The following is a 19089-nucleotide window of genomic DNA, read 5'->3' as shown; positions in this document are numbered from 1 at the left end:
CGCACGCGCTGCTTTTATTCTTCCAACTGTTCCTCTATCGGCAATCCCATTCTTTCTCCTACGACAAGCAAAGCTTGATTGATTTTCCATATATAAAACAGGTGATGAACAATATCTCCTTCTCCGTCTTTATGTCCTGGAGCAAACCGTTCAATCACTTCCCGCTCCTGATGCAGACGGTACAGTTGTCCATCCCATTCTTGTCCACTCATAACCGCCCCCATCGTGCGAATGTTATGCCTGAACACCTTTTCTATTCGATGTAAGGTTTGATGGATCTCCTCAGAATGGTGAAAATTCTTCTGATACGTGGATGCCACTAACTGTTTCGCATAAAAATTGATAGCTGTAAACGACATGAGCAGGCGGGGAATCCCGGAATATTTATTGGCCCATGGTCTTTGCATCGCAGGTTTCGCCTCTTCTTCAAGCAACTGGATCTTTTCATCCATTTGAAAAGCGAGATCCGCCAGTCCCTTCATGCTTTCTGAACGGCGGAAATTCCGGATGTAGGAAAGGACATACTCCTCGAGCTCCTCTAAGTATTGCACCAGATGTTCCTTCATTTTATCCCATGTTCTTGTAGGGAAAATGAAGGCAGCAGCCCCTAGAGCAATGCCTGCACCTATGATCGTATCGACCACTCGGGCAAGCAACAATTCATAACTGATTCCGCCCAATATGAGATCGTACATGAAAGCGATGAGCATTGTGATAAATAAACTCGTCACCGTGTAGGACACAGGAAGCAAATAGAAAGCAAAAAAGATGACCGCAAAGATGAGTCCTACTTCAATTTCCGATTGCCCTGACACAGATTTCGCAAAAAAGAAACCAATAATGGCTCCTGCTACCGTCCCCACCGACCTTTCCAATCCCTTCAAGTAGGTCCGGCCGACGGTGGGTGTCCCTAATTGGACGATAAACGTCGTTAACAACACCCAGTATGGTTGAATAGGAGAGATCAAATGACCTACAACTACAGCGATTGATCCTGCAATCACCGACTGAATCGCTTTTTTGGTAGAAGGCTCCATCCCCTTCTTTTCATCATCTTCTTCTGCTTCTTCCTTTTCCTCAGACGAATCAACATCTGCATCGAGTGCGCCCCCATATTTAATGGTGAACGCTCCTTCGGTCACATGCGTAGCAATCGCTTCGATCCGTCGCAGCAGATAGAGCCATCCCTCAGGTCTCGTTTCATGCTCACCGAACCTTTGGTCAATCATCCTCCTTAAAGCCAGAACCACTCGTTCTGCTTCATCAAGGTGCTTCTCTTCTTGTTCAATCTTTAGGACGTCTGCCTTTTGCAACGTTCTTAGGAGGCGGAGAAGTATGATACGGAGTTCTTTTGACTGAAAAGCTCCGCTTTCTTTCAATTTCTCCAAACTGTCAGAGAGGGTCATGATGAACATGGCCGTATCAAAGACATACAACCTCATCTGTTCCTTCCGAATGCCCGGCCAGATTTCTCTAATATCCTGCGTGTTCAAATCTGTGGAGACATGATTAGCATAGTCCCTCAACTTTTTTACATTTTCCATCAACTTTTTCGATCGCATCTGATTTGTTTCTGGGTCTTCAATGACTTCTGTCAGCAGTTCGAAGGTCAGATTTGCCTGCCTATGAAACGATTGAACACTACGCCTTAGCTGCTGTACAGTATCCCGGAAAATGATGAAGTTATAGAGAAATGCATAACTGACCCCGATACAAATGGCACCGTAAAACCAGGGGAACTGTTCTGGAGGAAGCTTCAAAAAGGATGAAAAATAAACCGTTATAAAACCAATCATACCTAAGGAAAAATAACGACTGCCGAATTTAGAAAAGTAAAAACTGCAAAAAATGATAACAATCATAAATGCTGAGACGAGTACGGCACTCCAGGACAGCAAAGACCCAAGCGTCACTCCAAAAATGGCAGAAACTGGTAGTAGAAGGGTTGTCACCTGCTTTTCCTCTTTTGTATCATCCATGACCGCCATGATACCAAGCAGTCCACATACTCCTGAGATAATAGCTGGAAGCAGCGGGTCCTGCCCGAGCAGATTTAAGATAAGTAAAGTTGTAAATACAGCCGAAATTACACTGAGCGTCGCTTTTCCTGCCTGTTGCAGTCGTTTATGTCCAGGATCTGATGCCAGCATTCTCTTAAACCAATACGATTGTTTCCCTATTTCATACATCGGAACATTCCTCCTCTCCTATCTTTTATGTAGTGAATCGATACCATTCAACTATCCTGTATAGGAAACAAGACCAGAACAGTCTAGAGCTTCTATGGTTAGTCTTCCTTGTTATGAAATGATGGATAAACATAAATTATAGGTCGCCCTATCACATCTGTCAAAAAGGAAATCTTCCTATCCTTAGTCATTATTCAATTGTCTATATTAAACAATTACTTATTTAAGAATATGGCAGGATTGTGGAAGACTTGATTTCGAGACTTTTGTTGAGTGGATGGGGGCTGCGGGGAATGACTCGCTTTCCGCGGGAGCGCGGTGAGCCTCCTCGGACTGCGTCCTGTGGGGTCTCACCCTGCACTTTTGTCCCGCAGGAGTCTCGCCATTCCCCTCCGCCCCTTTGCCATGTAAGATTCTCCAAATCACTTCTGGAACAATCAGCCTGAATGACTGAGGAAAGTGGATCATATAACCTCTCCACAGCAGGCATTCAGAATTTATAAGCTTGATACAGAGCGCTTTATGCCAACCTTAGTAGGGGAAATGGGAGACACTTCCCCTAGATAGGGGTTCGTTTCTCCTTACTATGAAAGGGGTGGTTGGGAAGCTGCGAGACTCCCGTGGGAGAAAGGAGATCGGCGAGATCCCGCAGGGCATTAGCCCGAGGAAGCTCGCCACTCCCCCACAGGAAAGCAAGTTGCTTCCCAACCACCCCTGACGCGGACTTTGGCAAACGAACCCCCGGAACATCTCGAAACTGAGTCTTCAAGAAAAGGGAGCTATCCTATAATAAATCATGAGTTGCAACTATATCATTGGATTAAAAAAACCACGATTGGATCGTGGTTTCAGGTTAGGAAATATGCAAATACCGCTATAGATGCAAGATAAGAAAAAATAGCCTGGGCCCAGTACCTTTTGCTTTCCCGCTTCAGCATATAAACATTCCACAATATGAATAAAGCCAGAGAAGCGAATAAACTCAATAAAGGTTCCAAAGACCACATAGACTCCATGAATGCGAATGCCACCCAAGTGTATAAATAAACAAAACAGGTCAATAAACCGAGCGAGGCATTCATCAGTATGAAAAAAGAGTGTTTTTTTGATTTCATTGTCATCACCAATACGCTTTGATGATTTCATCGTACTAGGAGAGTAGAGAAATAGCAACTCCTCTACCCGTTAAGAGTTCGTAAAAACATAAGGATTCTGCCGCCAATTCATCAACAGCTGTTCTTGCTCTTTTTCTATTTGATGATCTGAACGTAAATGCTTGAGAAGCTGTTCATAACTGGTTAAAGACTGATAGGCATACGACTTACTTGCGAATGCTTCTTCTGCTGCCTCCAGGTTATAGGTGAAGATGGACAGTACTTCTACGACTTCGACCCCTTCTTTTTGGAGCGCCTCTGCAGCCTCGATCGACGATTGACCTGTTGAAATTAAATCTTCGATAATTATCGCTTTTTGTCCTTCTTCGATGTATCCTTCGATTTGATTTCCTTTTCCATGTTTTTTCGCCGAAGACCTGACATAAACCATAGGAAGGTTTAGAAGGTCCGCGACCCAGGCCGCGTGAGGAATTCCAGCTGTCGCACATCCTGCAATGACATCGATGGGTCCAAGTGTTTCGATCTTTTCCACAAATTCTCTTGCTATCCTTCTTCTAATGTCAGGGTAGGACATCGTTAAACGGTTGTCACAATAGATAGGGGACTTTATTCCGGACGTCCATGTGAAGTAGTTCTCGGTTTCAATTTTAACGGCTCCTATATGAAGCAGGTCATGAATGAGGGTTGCTTGATTCATATTGAAAGGCCTCCTTAATTTTTTCATACATGGCTTTAGGGTTTTCCGCGTCTCTAATCGCTCTTCCCACAACCATTGCGTCACTCCCTTTCTCACGAGCCACTCCAGGCGAAGCCACGCGCTTCTGATCATGATGATCTCCACCTAAAAGACGGATGCCCGGCGTTAAAGCAGCGAGTGACGTATGCTTCTTAATGATTTCGACCTCTTCTACAGAGCATACGACACCGTCCACACCACATCTTTCCGCAGATTCTCCATAGTGCCTGACGACATCATGCAATGGCTGGTCAATCATCAACTCTTCTTTCAGCATCTGCTGGTCGGATGAAGTAAGCACAGTGACTGCTAACAAAAGAGGCACATCACCTAAGGATCCTTCTTCCAAACCTTTTTTGGCGGCCTTCATCATTTCTGCTCCACCTTGGGCATGGACGTTCACGACATCGATTTGCATACCAGCAAGGCCTCTCATCGCACGACGGACCGTTTCAGGAATGTCATGGAGTTTTAAGTCCAGAAAGATTTCATGCCCCTGCTCTTTCAATTGATGGAGGATGGCGGGGCCTTCCCTGTAAAAAAGCTCCATGCCTACTTTAACCGGGATTCCTGTGAGGTGATTCTGTTCCAAAAAGCCCACAGCCTCTTTTCCCGTTTGGAAATCAAGAGCGAAGTATAGAGGTTTCAACTTTTTCATCATGAGCACCTCCAATCGCTTCTTCTACACTTGAGAAACCATAGCGTGAAAGCGTATCAGGCAATTCTTCAATCACTTCTTTGCAGATGAAAGGATTTTTGAAATTTGCGCTTCCGATCGCCACTGCACTCGCCCCTGCCAGGAGGTATTCCAGTACATCTTCAGCCGATTCAATTCCACCCATGCCGATGATTGGGATAGTTACCGCCTGATAAACCTGATGGATCATACGGATGCTGATCGGTTTGATCGCCGCTCCGGAAAGCCCGCCGGTTCCATTGGCAATGACAGGTCTCCGGGTTTTAGCATCAATCCTCATCCCTGTCAGCGTATTAATCATCGAAAGACCTGATGCCCCCGCTTCCTCTGCCGCAAGTGCCATCGAGACGATGTCGGTTACATTGGGGGAAAGCTTCACATACACAGGCACATCGCTCACTTCGACAACATGGCGGGTCACTTCTTCTGCCAAGACCGGATCCGTGCCGAACTGCACCCCTCCCTCTTTGACATTTGGACAGGAGATGTTCAACTCAATGGCGTTCACGTGGGAAGAAATTTGTTCGGCAACTTCCACATATTCTCCCACTGTGCTTCCAGCAACATTGGCAATGATGGGAAGGTGATGGTTTTTCAAAAAAGGAATTTCATCGGAGATAATGCTTTCCACGCCAGGGTTTTGCAATCCGATCGCATTCAGCATGCCGCTGGCCGTCTCTGCTACTCGCGGCGTCCCATTTCCAAAGCGCCGTTCTCTCGTAGCTGCTTTCATGATGACTGCTCCAAGGGTAGAAAGGTCGTAAAATTGGGCGAATTCCTTTCCGAAGGCAAAACATCCAGACGCAGGTATCACAGGATTTTTCAAATACAAACCAGGAAGTCTCACGGCAAGATTCATGATAAGACGACCTCCTCGGCTTTGAATACAGGGCCATCACAACAGATGCGCTTGTACCCTTTTTCGTCTTTGGACTCAACGACACAGGCAAAACAAGCACCGATTCCACACCCCATTCGTTCTTCCATCGACAAGTACCCTGGAGTGTCGGGTAAATGGTCAGAGACTGCTTTTAACATTACTGTCGGGCCGCAGGATAAGTAGACTTGATAATTTTCTTTCACATGAGGAAGAGCGTCCGTCACGCGTCCGCTCCTCCCTAATGATCCATCCTCTGTCGTCACAAGAACTTCTCCGAGGTCACGGAACTGTTCCAGTAAAAAAGCATCTCCCTTGGACCTGAATCCGAGAATACTCGTGACTGCTACTCCGCTTGCTTTCAGTTTCTTCGCTGTGCTGTAGAGCGGGGGCACGCCAATCCCTCCGCCGATCATCAGGGCATGATCCGCCTGCATTTGTGCTGTCGGAAATCCTTGACCACCAGGGCCTAGAACATCCAAACACGCGCCGATTTGACAACGGGTCAACGCTTTTGTCCCATCCCCCATGACTTTATAAATAAGTGTCACCGTTTTATTCAGCCTGTCATAATCAGCGATTGATATCGGACGTCGCAGGTAGAAGCCATCAATCCTTACGTGGACAAATTGACCAGGTTCTACAATATCCTGAACAAGATCGCCTTCCAGCATGAGGAGGTAAGTCTCTCTTGCAACCTTCTCATGTCTAAGAACTGTCATCGATTCCTTTTTCATCCCGTCACCCCTTCCATCGGTGTAATTGCACGGGCTGAGAAGGACATTGCATTGATCACATCGACAATGGTTTTCGCCGTGTCCAGGCTTGTTAAGCAAGCGAGGCCTTGTTCGACGGCTTCCCGGCGGATTCTGAACCCATCTGATCTTGCACGCATGCCTTTGTTGAGTGTATTGATGACAAATTGAACTTCTCCTTGTCGAATCAAGTCAATAACGTCACGTTGATCCGAACCTACTTTCCCTACCGCTTCCACCGGGATCCTGGCTTCTTCTATGACAGAAGCCGTTCCTTCTGTAGCGAACAAGCGGAAACCTAATTCAAAGAATGTCTTCGCAATGTCCAGCATCTCTTTTTTGTCCTTGTCTGCAACGGTCAGCAAAACAGACCCCTGTGTCGGTATTTTCAATCCAGCTGATATCATTCCTTTGTAAAGGGCTTTTTCCAATGTCTGATCATATCCGATGACTTCACCGGTGGATTTCATCTCAGGCCCAAGAGTCGTATCGACACTTCTCAGTTTCTCAAAGGAAAACACCGGCACTTTGACATACACTCCATTCGGTTTCGCGGCGACTCCTGATGTGTATCCTTCCGCTTTCAATGTTTGGCCGAGGAGGACCTTTGTCGCAAGGCGGGCCATCGGGACACCGGTAATCTTACTCAGGAAAGGCACCGTACGGCTTGCTCTTGGATTCACTTCAAGGACGTAGGCAGTCCCTTTATAAGCGACGAACTGAATATTAATCAGTCCTTTCATATTCAGCTCCCGGGCGATCTTCGTTGTTGCATCGATGCACTGTTGTTCGAGGTCCTGGGTTAACCGTTGGGTCGGATAAACCGCCATGGAATCTCCAGAGTGCACACCCGCGCGCTCAATGTGTTCCATGATTCCGGGGATGAACACATCATAGCCGTCCGAGATAGCATCCACTTCAATCTCCATTCCGGTCAAATACTTATCGATTAAAATCGGGTGGCCATTATGCACAGAAATATTATTCTCCAAGTAAGAAGAGAGTTCCTCATAGGAATAGACGATGGCCATCGCCCGGCCGCCAAGGACATAGGAAGGCCTGACGACCAGTGGGTAGCCGATCTTTTCAGCAGCAAGAAATGCTCCTTCTGCACTTGTCACACTTTCGCCGCCTGGTTTAGGAATGTTCAAATCATTGAGCAGCTGTTCGAACAAGTCCCTGTCTTCCGTTTTATCAATCGATTCCATCGTGGTCCCTAAAATTTTGACGCCTTCTTTCGTCAGTCCGTCCACGAGATTGATGGCTGTCTGCCCACCAAACTGGACAATGACACCTTCCGGTTGTTCGAGGTCAATGACATTCATCACATCTTCAAGTGATAACGGCTCAAAGTAGAGCTTGTCAGAAACACTAAAGTCTGTGGAAACCGTTTCTGGATTGTTGTTCATAATGATGGCTTCATAGCCCATTTCTTTCAGCGCAAGGACAGAATGAACGGTCGCATAATCAAATTCGACCCCCTGGCCGATCCGGATCGGACCAGAACCAATAACAAGCACTTTTTTATTTCCACTCGGAATGGCTTCGTTTTCATCTTCATAACTGCTGTAAAAATAAGGCGTTTCGGATTCGAATTCTCCTGCACATGTATCAACCATTTTGTACACCGGGCGGATGCCGTGACTTCTTCTCCATTCTCGCACTTCTTTTTCCTTACGCTTTGTCAGGCGTGCGATTTGAGCATCAGAAAAGCCCATTTTCTTCACCTTTTGAAGCAGAAAGGCATCCAATTCTCCTTGTGCCACCTGCTTTTCAAACTGGATGATGCGCTGCAATTTATAGAGGAAGAACAAATCGATCCCTCCTGTTGTTTCATGCAGGGCTTCAATGGAATAGTTTCTTCTTAAAGCTTCAGCAATCAAAAAGATGCGTTCATCATCCGCTTTTCTCAACCTTCTCATAAGTTCGTCATGCGTCATTCTTTCGGCATAAGAGAGATATAACTCTTCTGTATCACCTTCCAAAGATCGTATGCCTTTCAGTAGAGATTCTTCGAAGCTTCTGCCGATACTCATGACTTCTCCAGTGGCTTTCATCTGTGTGCCAAGTGTGCGATTGCCTTTAGCGAATTTGTCGAACGGCCAGCGTGGAATTTTCGTTACGACATAGTCAAGCGCCGGTTCAAAGCAGGCATAAGTCGTACCCGTAACTGGATTTTTAATTTCGTCCAACGTCATTCCTACGGCAATTTTGGCGGCCAGCTTGGCAATCGGGTAGCCGGTAGCCTTAGAGGCGAGAGCAGAAGAACGACTCACTCTCGGGTTCACTTCGATGATGTAATATTGGAAGCTGTCTGGATCGAGAGCAAGCTGAACGTTACATCCCCCTTCAATTTGAAGCGCCTGGATAATCTCCAAAGAAGCATTTCTAAGCATTTGGTATTCCCGGTCACTAAGCGTTTGTGATGGAGCGACAACGATGGAATCACCAGTGTGAATGCCTACAGGATCGAAGTTTTCCATGTTACAAACAACGATTTTATTGTCGGCACCATCGCGCATCACTTCATACTCTACTTCTTTAAATCCGGCGATGTTTTTCTCTATCAAACACTGACTGACCGGAGAAGCGGCCAGCCCGCTTCTAGCAATCTCTTTCAATTGAGCCGCGTCGTCACACATGCCTCCGCCGGCTCCACCCATCGTGTAAGCCGGACGGACGATGACCGGAAAGCCGATCGTCTCCGCAAAATCCAGTGCTTCACCTACCGTGCTGACAATTTCACTTTCCGGGACAGGCTGGTTCATCTCATGCATCAATGCCCGGAATTTCTCACGGTCTTCTGCTTGTTGGATCGCATCGAGAGGGGTCCCTAACAGTTCCACATCAAATTCTTCAAGAATGCCAGATTCACTTAACTCGACCGCCATATTCAGACCCGTCTGACCACCAAGTGTCGGTAGAATCGCATCCGGGGTTTCTTTTCGGATGATTTTCTGCAAAAACTCAAGCGTCAGGGGTTCCATATAGACTTGATCGGCAAAGGTATGATCAGTCATGATTGTTGCCGGATTCGAATTGGCAAGGATGACTTCATATCCTTCTTCCTTCAAAGATTGACAAGCTTGTGTGCCGGAATAATCGAATTCAGCCGCCTGGCCGATTACGATCGGACCGGATCCGATGACGAGAATTTTCGTTAAATCTGTACGCTTAGGCATGTAGAGTCCTCCTTTGTTGTCTTCTGGTGGAGATCGATCATGTTCAAAAATTCATCAAATAAGTGGGCCGTATCTTCCGGTCCCGGTGAACTTTCCGGATGGTATTGGACAGAGAAGACTGGGTGGTTCTTGTGTTTCAGTCCTTCCACGGAGTTGTCATTTAGAGAAACTTGAGAAAGGCTCAGTTCGGTCTGCTCTAGTGAATGAAGATTGACGGCGTAGCCATGGTTTTGGGAAGTGATATAGGTTCTTCCTGTATCCAAGTCCTTCACAGGCTGATTGATTCCTCGATGTCCGAACTTCATTTTAGACGTGTCTGCACCAGAGGCGAGAGCGATCAGCTGGTGTCCGAGACAGATTCCGAATAAAGGTACATGACCGATCAATTCCCGGATCGTTTGGATCGCTTCTGGAACATCTTTCGGGTCTCCTGGGCCGTTGGAGAGCATGACACCGTCAGGCTTAAGCCTTAGGATCTCTTCTGCTGAGGTATGGTATGGAACGACCGTCACATGACAATGCCGCTTCGTGAATTCTCGTAAAATGCCGTGCTTCATTCCAAAATCCATCAGTACAATCCGCTCGCCACGTCCTGGAACGACATAAGGCTTCACAGTCGATACCTGTTTTACTTGATCATTTAATAGAGGAGTAGTTTCCAGCTTGTGAAGTACTTCCGAAACCGGACGTTCGGACGATGTGATCATGGCCTTCATCGTCCCATGCTGGCGTATGATTTTTGTCAGCTTTCTCGTATCGATGCCGCTGATCCCTGGGATATGTTTTGCTTTTAAAAATTCATCGATCGTTTCTTCATTACGGAAATTCGAAGGGAAATCGCAGTGTTCTTTCACAATGACACCAAATACTCCCGGGTTGACGGTTTCAAAATCATCCCGGTTAATGCCATAGTTTCCGATGAGCGGGTAAGTGAAAGTAATCAACTGTCCATAATAAGAAGGATCGGAAATCACTTCCTGATAGCCGCTCATCCCAGTATTGAAAACGACCTCACCGATCGTTTCACGGTCACTTCCGAATCCCTCTCCTACAAATACCGTTCCATCTTCAAGCACGAGTTGTTTCATGCGTTTTCCCCTCCCATACAATATTTCCGTCTACCATCGTAAGCTGTGGCCATCCTTTTGCACTCCAGCCGTGAAAAGGCGTGTTCTTTCCTTTAGACGCAAAGCTGTGACGATCGATCATCACTTCATGATTCACATCGACAATGGTTACATCCGCTCGTTCACCTTTTTCCAACGTTCCATAAGGAATTCCGAAAGTCTCCGCCGGCTTTCTCGTTAGCCATTCCACGAGACGCTCAAGCGGAACACCATGCTTTTCTACGAAGTGAGTGAACAAGAGAGGAAAAGCCGTTTCCAATCCTGTGATGCCAAACGGGGAACCTAGGAAACCTTCCTGCTTATCCTCTTCTGTGTGAGGAGCGTGATCAGTGGCAATGAAATCGATGGTACCGTCTAACAGCCCTTCCATGAGCGCTTTCTGATCTTCTTTCGACCGAAGCGGCGGATTCATTTTGAAAAACGCATCATCTTCTTGGATATCCGTTTCGTTGAGAATCAAATGATGCGGGGTCACCTCAGCCGTCACATGGATGCCTGCTTTCTTCGCATCCCGGATGACCCTTACCGATTCTTTCGTCGATACATGACACACGTGATAATGGCAGCCGGTCGCCTCTGAAAGCAGGACGTCTCTTGCAATTTGAACAGATTCTGCGATGTTTGCGATTCCAGGGAGACCGAGCCTTTCACTCACTTCCCCTTTATGAGCGACCCCTTTATATACGAGCGAATTATCTTCGCAGTGTGCAACAATCGCTTTATTCAGGCGACTTGCTTCTTTCATCGCTTCATACATCATGCCAGCCGTTTGGACACCGACGCCATCATCGGTAAACGCAAAAGCTCCCATTTGGGTTAAGGTTTGCATATCAACAAGCTCTCTTCCGAGCTGCCGAGTCGTGATCGAAGCGTAAGGAAGCACCCTCACCGATGCATCCTGCTTGATCTTCTCCATTAATTGCTGCATGTTCTCTTCGGAATCAGGCACAGGCTTTGTGTTCGGCATGGCACATACCGTGGTGAAGCCTCCTCGAGCTGCAGCTTCTGTCCCTGAGCGAATGGTTTCTTTTTGTTCATCCCCAGGTTCACGCAAATGGATATGGACATCGACAAAACCAGGAAGAACCAGACCCTCTTTTGCATCGATGATCTCATCTGCCTTACCGACAGATGGAGCTATTTCAACAACCGTACCGTCCTCGATTAAAATTTCATGTTTTTGAAAGCGATGATCTGTAAACACCTGACCGTTGATGATTTTCTTCTTCATTTAAAGCTCCCCTTTCATGAGTGCTTGGATGATGGCCATCCGCATCGTCACTCCATTCGTCATTTGCCTGAAAATCTTTGACTTCCCGCATTCCACAAGTCTCTCATCAATTTCCACCCCGCGATTCACCGGCGCTGGATGAAGGATGATGCTGTGATTCATCATCCGTGCCTCCCTTTCGACTGTCAGACCATAGTGCTCGAGATAACTTCCTGTTTCTCCAAGGTTTCTATGACGTTCATGTTGAATGCGAAGCAGCATCAGGACATCACACGTTTCCACGGCTTCATCCATGGTGATGTAATCCTGCGACATGGTAGAATCCTTCCATTCAGGTTTACTGACAAAAGATACGTTTGCCCCTAGTTGTTTTAATGCGTAGGCATTAGACCTTGCTACCCGGCTATGTTTCAGGTCTCCCGCAATGCATATACGCAAGTCTCTGAAACTTTGAAAATGTTCATAGATCGTGTACAAGTCCAAGAGTGATTGTGTTGGGTGCTCCCCACAACCATCTCCAGCATTGATAAGAGGCATATCCAAACCTTCCATACAGGTCGTTAAGCCGCCGACTTCAGATTGCCGGACGACAGCTAGATCCACACCGATCGACTCTAATGTCTTCAACGTGTCATACAAGCTCTCGCCTTTCGTTAAACTCGAGTCCGCTCCATCCAATTCAACGACATCGAAACCCAGTTTCCTTTCAGCTATGTGAAAACTTGTTTTCGTGCGTGTGCTTGGTTCTAAAAAAAGGTTGGCTGCAAAATGTCCGGAAAAAGACGGTCGGCTTGCAGGATCTTTCAGACTCTCTGCTAAATGGAGCAAGTGAAAAATCTGTTCATTTCTTAGCTGTTTAATGGAAAGCAAATTTCTCTTGGATCGAATAGCGGTCATGTTCATCTCTCCGTTCCTATTATTAATGTAACGGGGACTAAGGAGAAAAAAAGCACCCCCAGGTGTCTGGAGGTGCTGAACTCGTCGCATGTCAAACGAGCCCATCCCTAGTACACCTTTTCGAGCCTCTCGGGACTCAATTAAAACGTGGAGCTAGTGTTGGTTATGCTACATGATGCTTCTTCTCTTGTTGTTCATCTTCAGGAACTGCAAACATCTGGCCATTTCCGTGTCCTTTTTCTTTACCTGGAAGGATTAAGTTAAGACCGACACCAATAATTGCTGCAAGTGCCATTCCTGCGATTTGCACTTCCTCTGTCACTTGGACAAAGGCTCCGCCTACTCCGATGACAAGAATGACAGAGGCGATGATCAAGTTTCTCTTTTCACCAAAGTCGATCTGATTATCGATCAGCATACGCAAACCGCTGGAAGCGATAATTCCGAAGAGCAGGATGGATACCCCACCCATGACGGCTGTCGGGATCGAACTGATCACTGCAGTCACCATGCCGATGAAACCGAAGACGATGGCAATCACAGCGGCTCCTCCGATGACGAACACGCTGTATACTCGTGTGATCGCCAGCACCCCGATATTTTCTCCATACGTCGTATTCGGAGGTCCACCAAGGCAGGAAGCGATAAATGTGGCTACACCGTCGCCGAGGATCGATTTGTCCAGTCCTGGATTTTTCAAAAAGTTTTTGCCTACTACTTTCGATAAGACCATTTGATCTCCTGTATGTTCCGTGATTGTGACAAGTGCAAAGGGAATCATCAGAAAAGCAATTTCCCAGCTGATCACTTCCAGCGGTGAAAAATCAATGAATGGCACAACGAAATCAGGAGCTTGAAAGAGAGCTGCCAGGGCACCTGTAAACGAACCAGCTGTGGTTATTGCCGTCCATTCTTCTTGAATACCGCTCGTATCGACAATCCCTTGCGTCATAGCAAAGGTATACCCACCGACAATTCCGAAGAGGATCGGCAGCAGGGAAAAGAACCCTTTAAAATAGATGGATGCAATAATCGTAATCGCCAGTGTAACAAGAGCAACCATCAAGTGGGTGCCGCTGTAGATGTTTTCTTCCTGCCCCGGCACGTACATTGCCATGTCCACCGCTGTTGAAGCTAACCCGAGACCAATGACAATGATAACCGGCCCGACAACAATCGGAGGAAGCAGGTTCATGAGCCACTTCGTTCCAAAAACGGATATGAGCAGGGCGACCAATCCATAGACGAGACCGGCAAGAAAACTTCCGACCATCGCGCCTGCCACTCCGCTCGATTTCGAAACTTCAATGATTGGGGCAATGAAGGCGAAGCTCGAACCCAGGTAAGCGGGTACCTTCCCTCTAGTAATGAGCAGATAGGCAAGTGTTCCAAATCCACTTGAAACAAGAGCGACCGATGGGGATAACCCGGTTAGAAAAGGAACGAGAATGGTTGCTCCGAACATCGCGAACAGATGCTGAAGGCTTAGAACGAGCCATTTATTTAGTGCTGGTACTTCGTTAACGTCAAGTGCTGCTTTCTGTTGTTTCATATCGAATTCCTCCTTGTTGTCTCTTCGTATGAGGCTAACTCACTGGGTTATGCTTTCGAATTTTTACATAAAAAAACCTCTTTGCGCTTAAAACGTACGCAAAGAGGTAGACGTGTAGAGATACACGTATCCTTACGAACCTTTTAAGCCTCACGGGACTTCCTTTAAAGGTTACTCTTCATTCATTTTTCATAAATTTTCACTTCGTCCGCTTCATCGGTTTCAGACAAAGTGACGGTAATAATTTCTTCCTGGGAGGTCGGAACATTTTTCCCGACATAATCAGCTCGGATCGGCAGCTCCCGGTGACCCCGGTCGACTAGAACCGCTAGTTGAATTTCTTTCGGACGTCCATGGTCGATTAGTGCATCCATTGCGGCACGCACCGTTCGGCCTGTATAAAGAACATCATCGACGAGGATGACTTTCTTTCCATCGATATCCGTTGAGATGTTCGTACCTTTCAATTGAGGTTCGGCTTTGTTTTCCTGAGGAGTCAAATCATCGCGGTAAAGCGTGATATCCAGCTCCCCGTCTGGAAGGTCTGCCCCTTCAATCTCCTGAATTTTATTCTTCAGACGCTGAGCGATTGGAACGCCACGGGTTTTTATTCCTACAAGGACGAGATCCTCAATTCCTTTATTTTTTTCTATGATTTCATGTGAGATCCGGGTCAATGCCCGACGGATCGCTGCATCGTCGAGTACAGTCGCTTTTGCATTCATGAATGAGCCCTCCTTGTTTCTATGGATTCAGGTACAAAAAAACCCCTTTTCCGCATAAGGGCAGAAAAGGGGTTTTCATACACGTTTCCTGTGTATAACCGTCACCTTTTCAGCCTCACGGGACTGTCTTTAAAGGTCTTTATATTCTATATGGAAGTATGACACTCCCTATACGGTTTGTCAATGCCTTTTTATCCTTCTCTTGTTTCCAAGAACTTCAGCGTCTCTTTGAAATCTGCTGGAGGTTCAACTTCGAACTTCTTCCATTCCCCTGTTCTCGGATGCTCAAAGCCTAAGGATTTCGCATGCAGGGCTTGACCATTCAAATCCAACGTTTTACGAGGACCGTACTTTGGGTCACCCGCAAGAGGATGATCAATGTAGCGCATATGCACACGAATTTGGTGTGTGCGCCCTGTTTCCAGTTTACATTCGACCAGGGTGAAATCAGTGAAATGACGGAGTACACGGAAATGGGTGACCGCATCCCGACCATCTTCAACGACAGCCATCCTTTGACGATCTTTAGAATCCCGTCCAATCGGAGCATCAATCGTGCCATATTCATGATGAATTTCTCCATGAACAATGGCTTCATACTTACGCTCGACCGTTTTCTTGGACAGTTGCTCGGCCAGAGATTGATGAGCGAGATCATTCTTTGCCACCATCAACAGCCCACTCGTGTCTTTATCAATACGGTGGACGATTCCAGGACGCTCGACCCCATTAATTCCAGACAAATCTTTCACATGGAACAACAAAGCATTCACGAGGGTTCCAGAATAGTGGCCAGCAGCCGGGTGGATGACCATACCGGATGGTTTATTTACGACAATAACATCTTCATCTTCATATACAATCTCAATTGGAATGTCCTCTGGAAGGATATCCATCGGTTCAGGCTCAGGCACATGCCAAGTGATGGTTTCACCTGCCTGAACTTTATAGTTGCTTTTTACAGCCTTACCTTCAACAGTGACGATATCATCTTTCAGCCACCCCTGAATTTGGGACCGTGAGGCTTCTTCAATAACTTCTGTTAATAATTTATCAATTCTTTTCGACTGATCGTTCTCTGTAACCTTATAGTGTTCACTCAAGATTTCAAACTTCCTTTCTTTCTGCGCTCATCAACAAAAGTGGCAATCATGACGAAAATCACTCCGACGACAAGAGCAGAGTCCGCTACATTAAAAATCGGAAAGTCATAAGTAAAGATATACGTATTGGCGAAATCAACGACTTCCTTGCGAAAAAGTCGATCAATGAAATTTCCAATCGCCCCTGCAAGAATAAGTGCGAGAGCGATACCTACAAAACGACTTTCTTTTCCATATTGATGTAAATAATAAATAACAAAGCCAATGACAATTACCGTTATGATATAAAAGAACCACATTTGTCCTTGTAGTATTCCCCAGGCAGCTCCCTGGTTACGGTGAGAGGTCAAATAAAAAAAGTTTTCGATGATCGTTATGCTTTGGCCGATATCCATTTTGGTGACCACGAGCCACTTCGTCCACTGATCGAGGATGATGAGACCAATGGCAATGATATAATACAAAATCATAAGCTTCCCCCAAGATTCTTATTCCTTGCATATTGTACCACAAAACTCCCTCTACAAAGAACAACTTCTCATTTACGTTTAAGCTAGCGATTGTGTAAGACTCAGTTTGGAGATGTTCCCGGGTTTCGTTTGCCGTGTTGGGCGCCAGGGGTGGTTGGGAAGCCACTCGCTTTCCTGCGGGGATGACGGCAAGCCTCCTCGGACTTCGTCCTGTGGGGTCTCGCCAGCCAATCCATTCCCGCGGGAGTCTCGCAGCTTCCCAACCACCCCTTTCATAGTAAGGAGGAACGAACCCCTTTACCATGTTGGATTGTCTTCCACTATCCCACTGTTAGAAGGATCAAGCGCTCTGCATCAAGTTTTTACGTTCTGAGGAGCGGTTTATATAATCCACTATCGTTAATGATAAAAGCTGATCTTTCAGGTGTGGTTTCGAGAATCTTCCATGGCCGAGGGGCGGAGGGAAACGGTGAGACTCCTGTGGGAAGTGCGTGGTAGATGAGACCCCGCAGAGCGTTAGCTCGAGGAGGCTCATCACTCGCCCACGGAAAGCGAACCTTTTCTCGGAGCCCCTTAACTCCCGCAAAAGTCTCGAAATCAAGTCTTACACAATCCTGCCAGTTTGCTTAATAAGGGACAAAATAGAAAAGGTGCCGTTCTTGTAGGAACGGCACCTTGGTTTGTATGAAAGGATCATTTCCGTATGTACGGGTGGAATTAAGGCTGGGAGCTGTATTCCTCTTCCATTTTACGCTCTACTTCTTTCTCATCATCAAGCTCTGTATCGAATAGATGATCCCAGTCATCATTATCGATCATATCAATTTGAGCTTCAACAAGCATACGCAGTCTTGTTTTGAAAACTTTCGCCTGCTTTTTCATATCCTCTACTTCAATATTAATGCGGCGTGACTTTTCGAGTGCCTCATTAATGATACGATCCGCATTCTTTTCTGCTTCTTTGACAATCAATTTTGATTCTTTGTTCGCACTGTTTTTTACGCCTTCGGCGGTTTCTTGAGCTACAAGGATTGATTTGTTGAGTGTTGTCTCAATGTCATTGAAGTGTCCCAGTCGCTCGTTCAGTTGACTGACTTCTCGTTCAAGCTCTTTTTTCTGACGTATGACAATCTCATAATCTTTGATGACTTGATCGAGAAATTCATTGACTTCATCTTCGTCATAGCCTCTGAAACCGCGAGTAAATTCTTTGTTATGAATATCCAGTGGTGTTAATGGCACACCATCCACCTCCCCAAAACATCTATCTATTAATTAATTCGACAAGAAGCTACGCTTTCCTTCTTTACTCGTGCATTAATTTAATTTTGAAGTGATTACTTTATATTTTTCCTTCTTCGTTTCGCCCAGCACTTCATCAAGGCGGCTCCTTCCTTTCCCGCGAAGAGAGATGAGGTCACCTTCCTCTAATGGGAAAGAAGCATCTTCCACAGTCCGAAAATTGACCTTCACCTGGCCGGCTTCAATGAACATAGATGCTTTACTACGTGACATTCCGTAAATTTCCTTTACCATAACGTCCAGACGTAGGGACGATACTGTCGTTTGTTTCGTTGCCCATGTGTCATTGCTTTCTACACGCGCAGATAATGGTTTTTCCTCAAATTGCACGTTCGAACGTTTGATGCCGTTTAGGTTCATTTTTATGTAGTCACTGATCTCAGAAGCTGCTGTAATTTGAATCAAGCCTTCCTGAACAACAAGGTCCCCCATTTTTTCCCGACGAATGCCTAACGACATGAAAGCCCCTAGAACATCACGATGTTCCAGCGTAACAAATTTCTGAGGGTAGGAAGCTTCCAATAATGTGAGTTGATAGTCATCTTTTTCAATGACCTCGTACTCCGGAGCGATGATCGCACGTTTTCGCTCACTAGCTTCTGCTCCACCTTCTAATCCGTAAATAAGATCAGAATCATTCCCCATAATGGCTTTCATGATCATCTGCTCCCTCGGGTCAAGGAAATCTGTCAGCTTCCGCTGATATTTAATTGCCACATCTTCGCGGAAAGATAAGACTTGATCAATAAATGGTTTTTCTTCTTTTCGAAAGTGCTGATAGATATCCACCTAAAAACCTCCATAACTACCAAAAGGAACAGATGGGAGAACATGATGTGCTCTCTGATCTGTTCCTCGACTTATAATCCCATAATGATGTAATATAATTCGCCTAACCCTGCTCGCGCAAAGTTCAGAACGAGAATAGCCACAATCGGTGAAATGTCAATCATACCTAGTGGAGGAATGATTTTTCGAAAAGGTTCCAAAAAAGGTTCTGCCAAACGGGAGAGAACTTCACCGAAACTAGATTCGCGTGCCCCTGGGAACCAGGACATTAGAATGTAGATTATAAGAATCCAACTGTAAATTTGTAATGCAGTCATTAAAATCTGAAACAAAAACGCCATG

General features: G+C 46.1%; 16 protein-coding genes. All 16 read right to left on the bottom strand.

The window, feature by feature from the left end:
• Nucleotides 1-14: 14 nt before the first annotated feature.
• The gene (locus ACXACN_RS04190; protein WP_474962563.1) at nucleotides 15-2189 is read right to left on the bottom strand and encodes an FUSC family protein; all 2175 of its coding nucleotides are present in this window, start codon (nucleotides 2187-2189) and stop codon (nucleotides 15-17) included.
• 1185 nt (nucleotides 2190-3374) lie between these two features.
• The gene (pyrE, locus tag ACXACN_RS04185) at nucleotides 3375-4001 is read right to left on the bottom strand and encodes an orotate phosphoribosyltransferase (RefSeq protein ID WP_474962561.1); all 627 of its coding nucleotides are present in this window, start codon (nucleotides 3999-4001) and stop codon (nucleotides 3375-3377) included.
• Complete coding sequence (gene pyrF / locus ACXACN_RS04180) at nucleotides 3976-4698, bottom strand: orotidine-5'-phosphate decarboxylase (protein WP_474962559.1); 723 nt, start codon at nucleotides 4696-4698, stop codon at nucleotides 3976-3978. Before pyrF ends, pyrE begins: the two co-directional genes overlap by 26 nt.
• Nucleotides 4664-5596 (bottom strand): dihydroorotate dehydrogenase, encoded by a 933-nt coding sequence (locus ACXACN_RS04175; RefSeq protein ID WP_474962557.1) that lies wholly within the window; start codon nucleotides 5594-5596, stop codon nucleotides 4664-4666. Before ACXACN_RS04175 ends, pyrF begins: the two co-directional genes overlap by 35 nt.
• Entirely contained in the window at nucleotides 5593-6351 is a 759-nt protein-coding gene (locus ACXACN_RS04170; RefSeq protein ID WP_474962555.1) for a dihydroorotate dehydrogenase electron transfer subunit, read from the bottom strand. The genes ACXACN_RS04175 and ACXACN_RS04170 overlap by 4 nt, the downstream gene beginning before the upstream one ends.
• Entirely contained in the window at nucleotides 6348-9551 is a 3204-nt protein-coding gene (carB, locus tag ACXACN_RS04165) for a carbamoyl-phosphate synthase large subunit (RefSeq protein ID WP_474962553.1), read from the bottom strand. Before carB ends, ACXACN_RS04170 begins: the two co-directional genes overlap by 4 nt.
• Complete coding sequence (locus ACXACN_RS04160) at nucleotides 9530-10639, bottom strand: carbamoyl phosphate synthase small subunit (RefSeq protein WP_474962552.1); 1110 nt, start codon at nucleotides 10637-10639, stop codon at nucleotides 9530-9532. The genes carB and ACXACN_RS04160 overlap by 22 nt, the downstream gene beginning before the upstream one ends.
• Nucleotides 10620-11909: a dihydroorotase gene (locus ACXACN_RS04155; RefSeq protein ID WP_474962550.1), complete on the bottom strand. Its 1290-nt coding sequence runs from the start codon at nucleotides 11907-11909 to the stop codon at nucleotides 10620-10622. The genes ACXACN_RS04160 and ACXACN_RS04155 overlap by 20 nt, the downstream gene beginning before the upstream one ends.
• The gene (locus tag ACXACN_RS04150) at nucleotides 11910-12806 is read right to left on the bottom strand and encodes an aspartate carbamoyltransferase catalytic subunit (protein ID WP_474962548.1); all 897 of its coding nucleotides are present in this window, start codon (nucleotides 12804-12806) and stop codon (nucleotides 11910-11912) included.
• Nucleotides 12807-12969: 163 nt separating this feature from the next.
• Complete coding sequence (locus ACXACN_RS04145) at nucleotides 12970-14358, bottom strand: solute carrier family 23 protein (RefSeq protein ID WP_474962546.1); 1389 nt, start codon at nucleotides 14356-14358, stop codon at nucleotides 12970-12972.
• Nucleotides 14359-14540: 182 nt separating this feature from the next.
• Nucleotides 14541-15083, bottom strand: coding sequence for a bifunctional pyr operon transcriptional regulator/uracil phosphoribosyltransferase PyrR (gene pyrR / locus ACXACN_RS04140; protein ID WP_474962544.1), 543 nt, complete (start codon nucleotides 15081-15083; stop codon nucleotides 14541-14543).
• A 191-nt stretch (nucleotides 15084-15274) separates the two neighbouring features.
• The gene (locus tag ACXACN_RS04135; RefSeq protein ID WP_474962542.1) at nucleotides 15275-16186 is read right to left on the bottom strand and encodes an RluA family pseudouridine synthase; all 912 of its coding nucleotides are present in this window, start codon (nucleotides 16184-16186) and stop codon (nucleotides 15275-15277) included.
• Complete coding sequence (gene lspA, locus ACXACN_RS04130; protein ID WP_474962540.1) at nucleotides 16183-16656, bottom strand: signal peptidase II; 474 nt, start codon at nucleotides 16654-16656, stop codon at nucleotides 16183-16185. The genes ACXACN_RS04135 and lspA overlap by 4 nt, the downstream gene beginning before the upstream one ends.
• Before the next feature lie 717 nt (nucleotides 16657-17373).
• A complete protein-coding gene (locus ACXACN_RS04125; protein WP_160912555.1) occupies nucleotides 17374-17898 on the bottom strand; it encodes a DivIVA domain-containing protein in 525 nt (174 codons plus the stop codon).
• Nucleotides 17899-17973: 75 nt separating this feature from the next.
• Entirely contained in the window at nucleotides 17974-18747 is a 774-nt protein-coding gene (locus ACXACN_RS04120; RefSeq protein ID WP_474962538.1) for a YlmH family RNA-binding protein, read from the bottom strand.
• Between the two features lie 71 nt (nucleotides 18748-18818).
• Nucleotides 18819-19088 (bottom strand): YggT family protein, encoded by a 270-nt coding sequence (locus ACXACN_RS04115; protein WP_089652828.1) that lies wholly within the window; start codon nucleotides 19086-19088, stop codon nucleotides 18819-18821.
• Nucleotide 19089: the final 1 nt, after the last annotated feature.

Source organism: Halobacillus sp. AWM4_238 (assembly GCF_056158265.1).
Note: the sequence above shows the minus strand (reverse complement) of the source record. Positions and strands in the feature narration are given on the sequence as shown.

Excerpts from the sequence above, each read along its gene's own strand:
- pyrR (WP_474962544.1), bottom strand. The coding sequence starts at position 15,083 with ATGAATGCAAAAGCGACTGTACTCGACGATGCAGCGATCCGTCGGGCA.
- ACXACN_RS04160 (WP_474962552.1), bottom strand. The coding sequence starts at position 10,639 with ATGAAACAACTCGTGCTTGAAGATGGAACGGTATTTGTAGGAGAGGGA.
- carB (WP_474962553.1), bottom strand. The coding sequence starts at position 9,551 with ATGCCTAAGCGTACAGATTTAACGAAAATTCTCGTCATCGGATCCGGT.
- pyrE (WP_474962561.1), bottom strand. The coding sequence starts at position 4,001 with ATGAATCAAGCAACCCTCATTCATGACCTGCTTCATATAGGAGCCGTT.
- ACXACN_RS04170 (WP_474962555.1), bottom strand. The coding sequence starts at position 6,351 with ATGAAAAAGGAATCGATGACAGTTCTTAGACATGAGAAGGTTGCAAGA.
- ACXACN_RS04115 (WP_089652828.1), bottom strand. The coding sequence starts at position 19,088 with ATGGCGTTTTTGTTTCAGATTTTAATGACTGCATTACAAATTTACAGT.
- ACXACN_RS04155 (WP_474962550.1), bottom strand. The coding sequence starts at position 11,909 with ATGAAGAAGAAAATCATCAACGGTCAGGTGTTTACAGATCATCGCTTT.
- ACXACN_RS04150 (WP_474962548.1), bottom strand. The coding sequence starts at position 12,806 with ATGACCGCTATTCGATCCAAGAGAAATTTGCTTTCCATTAAACAGCTA.
- pyrF (WP_474962559.1), bottom strand. The coding sequence starts at position 4,698 with ATGAAAAAGTTGAAACCTCTATACTTCGCTCTTGATTTCCAAACGGGA.
- ACXACN_RS04145 (WP_474962546.1), bottom strand. The coding sequence starts at position 14,358 with ATGAAACAACAGAAAGCAGCACTTGACGTTAACGAAGTACCAGCACTA.
- lspA (WP_474962540.1), bottom strand. The coding sequence starts at position 16,656 with ATGATTTTGTATTATATCATTGCCATTGGTCTCATCATCCTCGATCAG.
- ACXACN_RS04175 (WP_474962557.1), bottom strand. The coding sequence starts at position 5,596 with ATGAATCTTGCCGTGAGACTTCCTGGTTTGTATTTGAAAAATCCTGTG.
- ACXACN_RS04190 (WP_474962563.1), bottom strand. The coding sequence starts at position 2,189 with ATGTATGAAATAGGGAAACAATCGTATTGGTTTAAGAGAATGCTGGCA.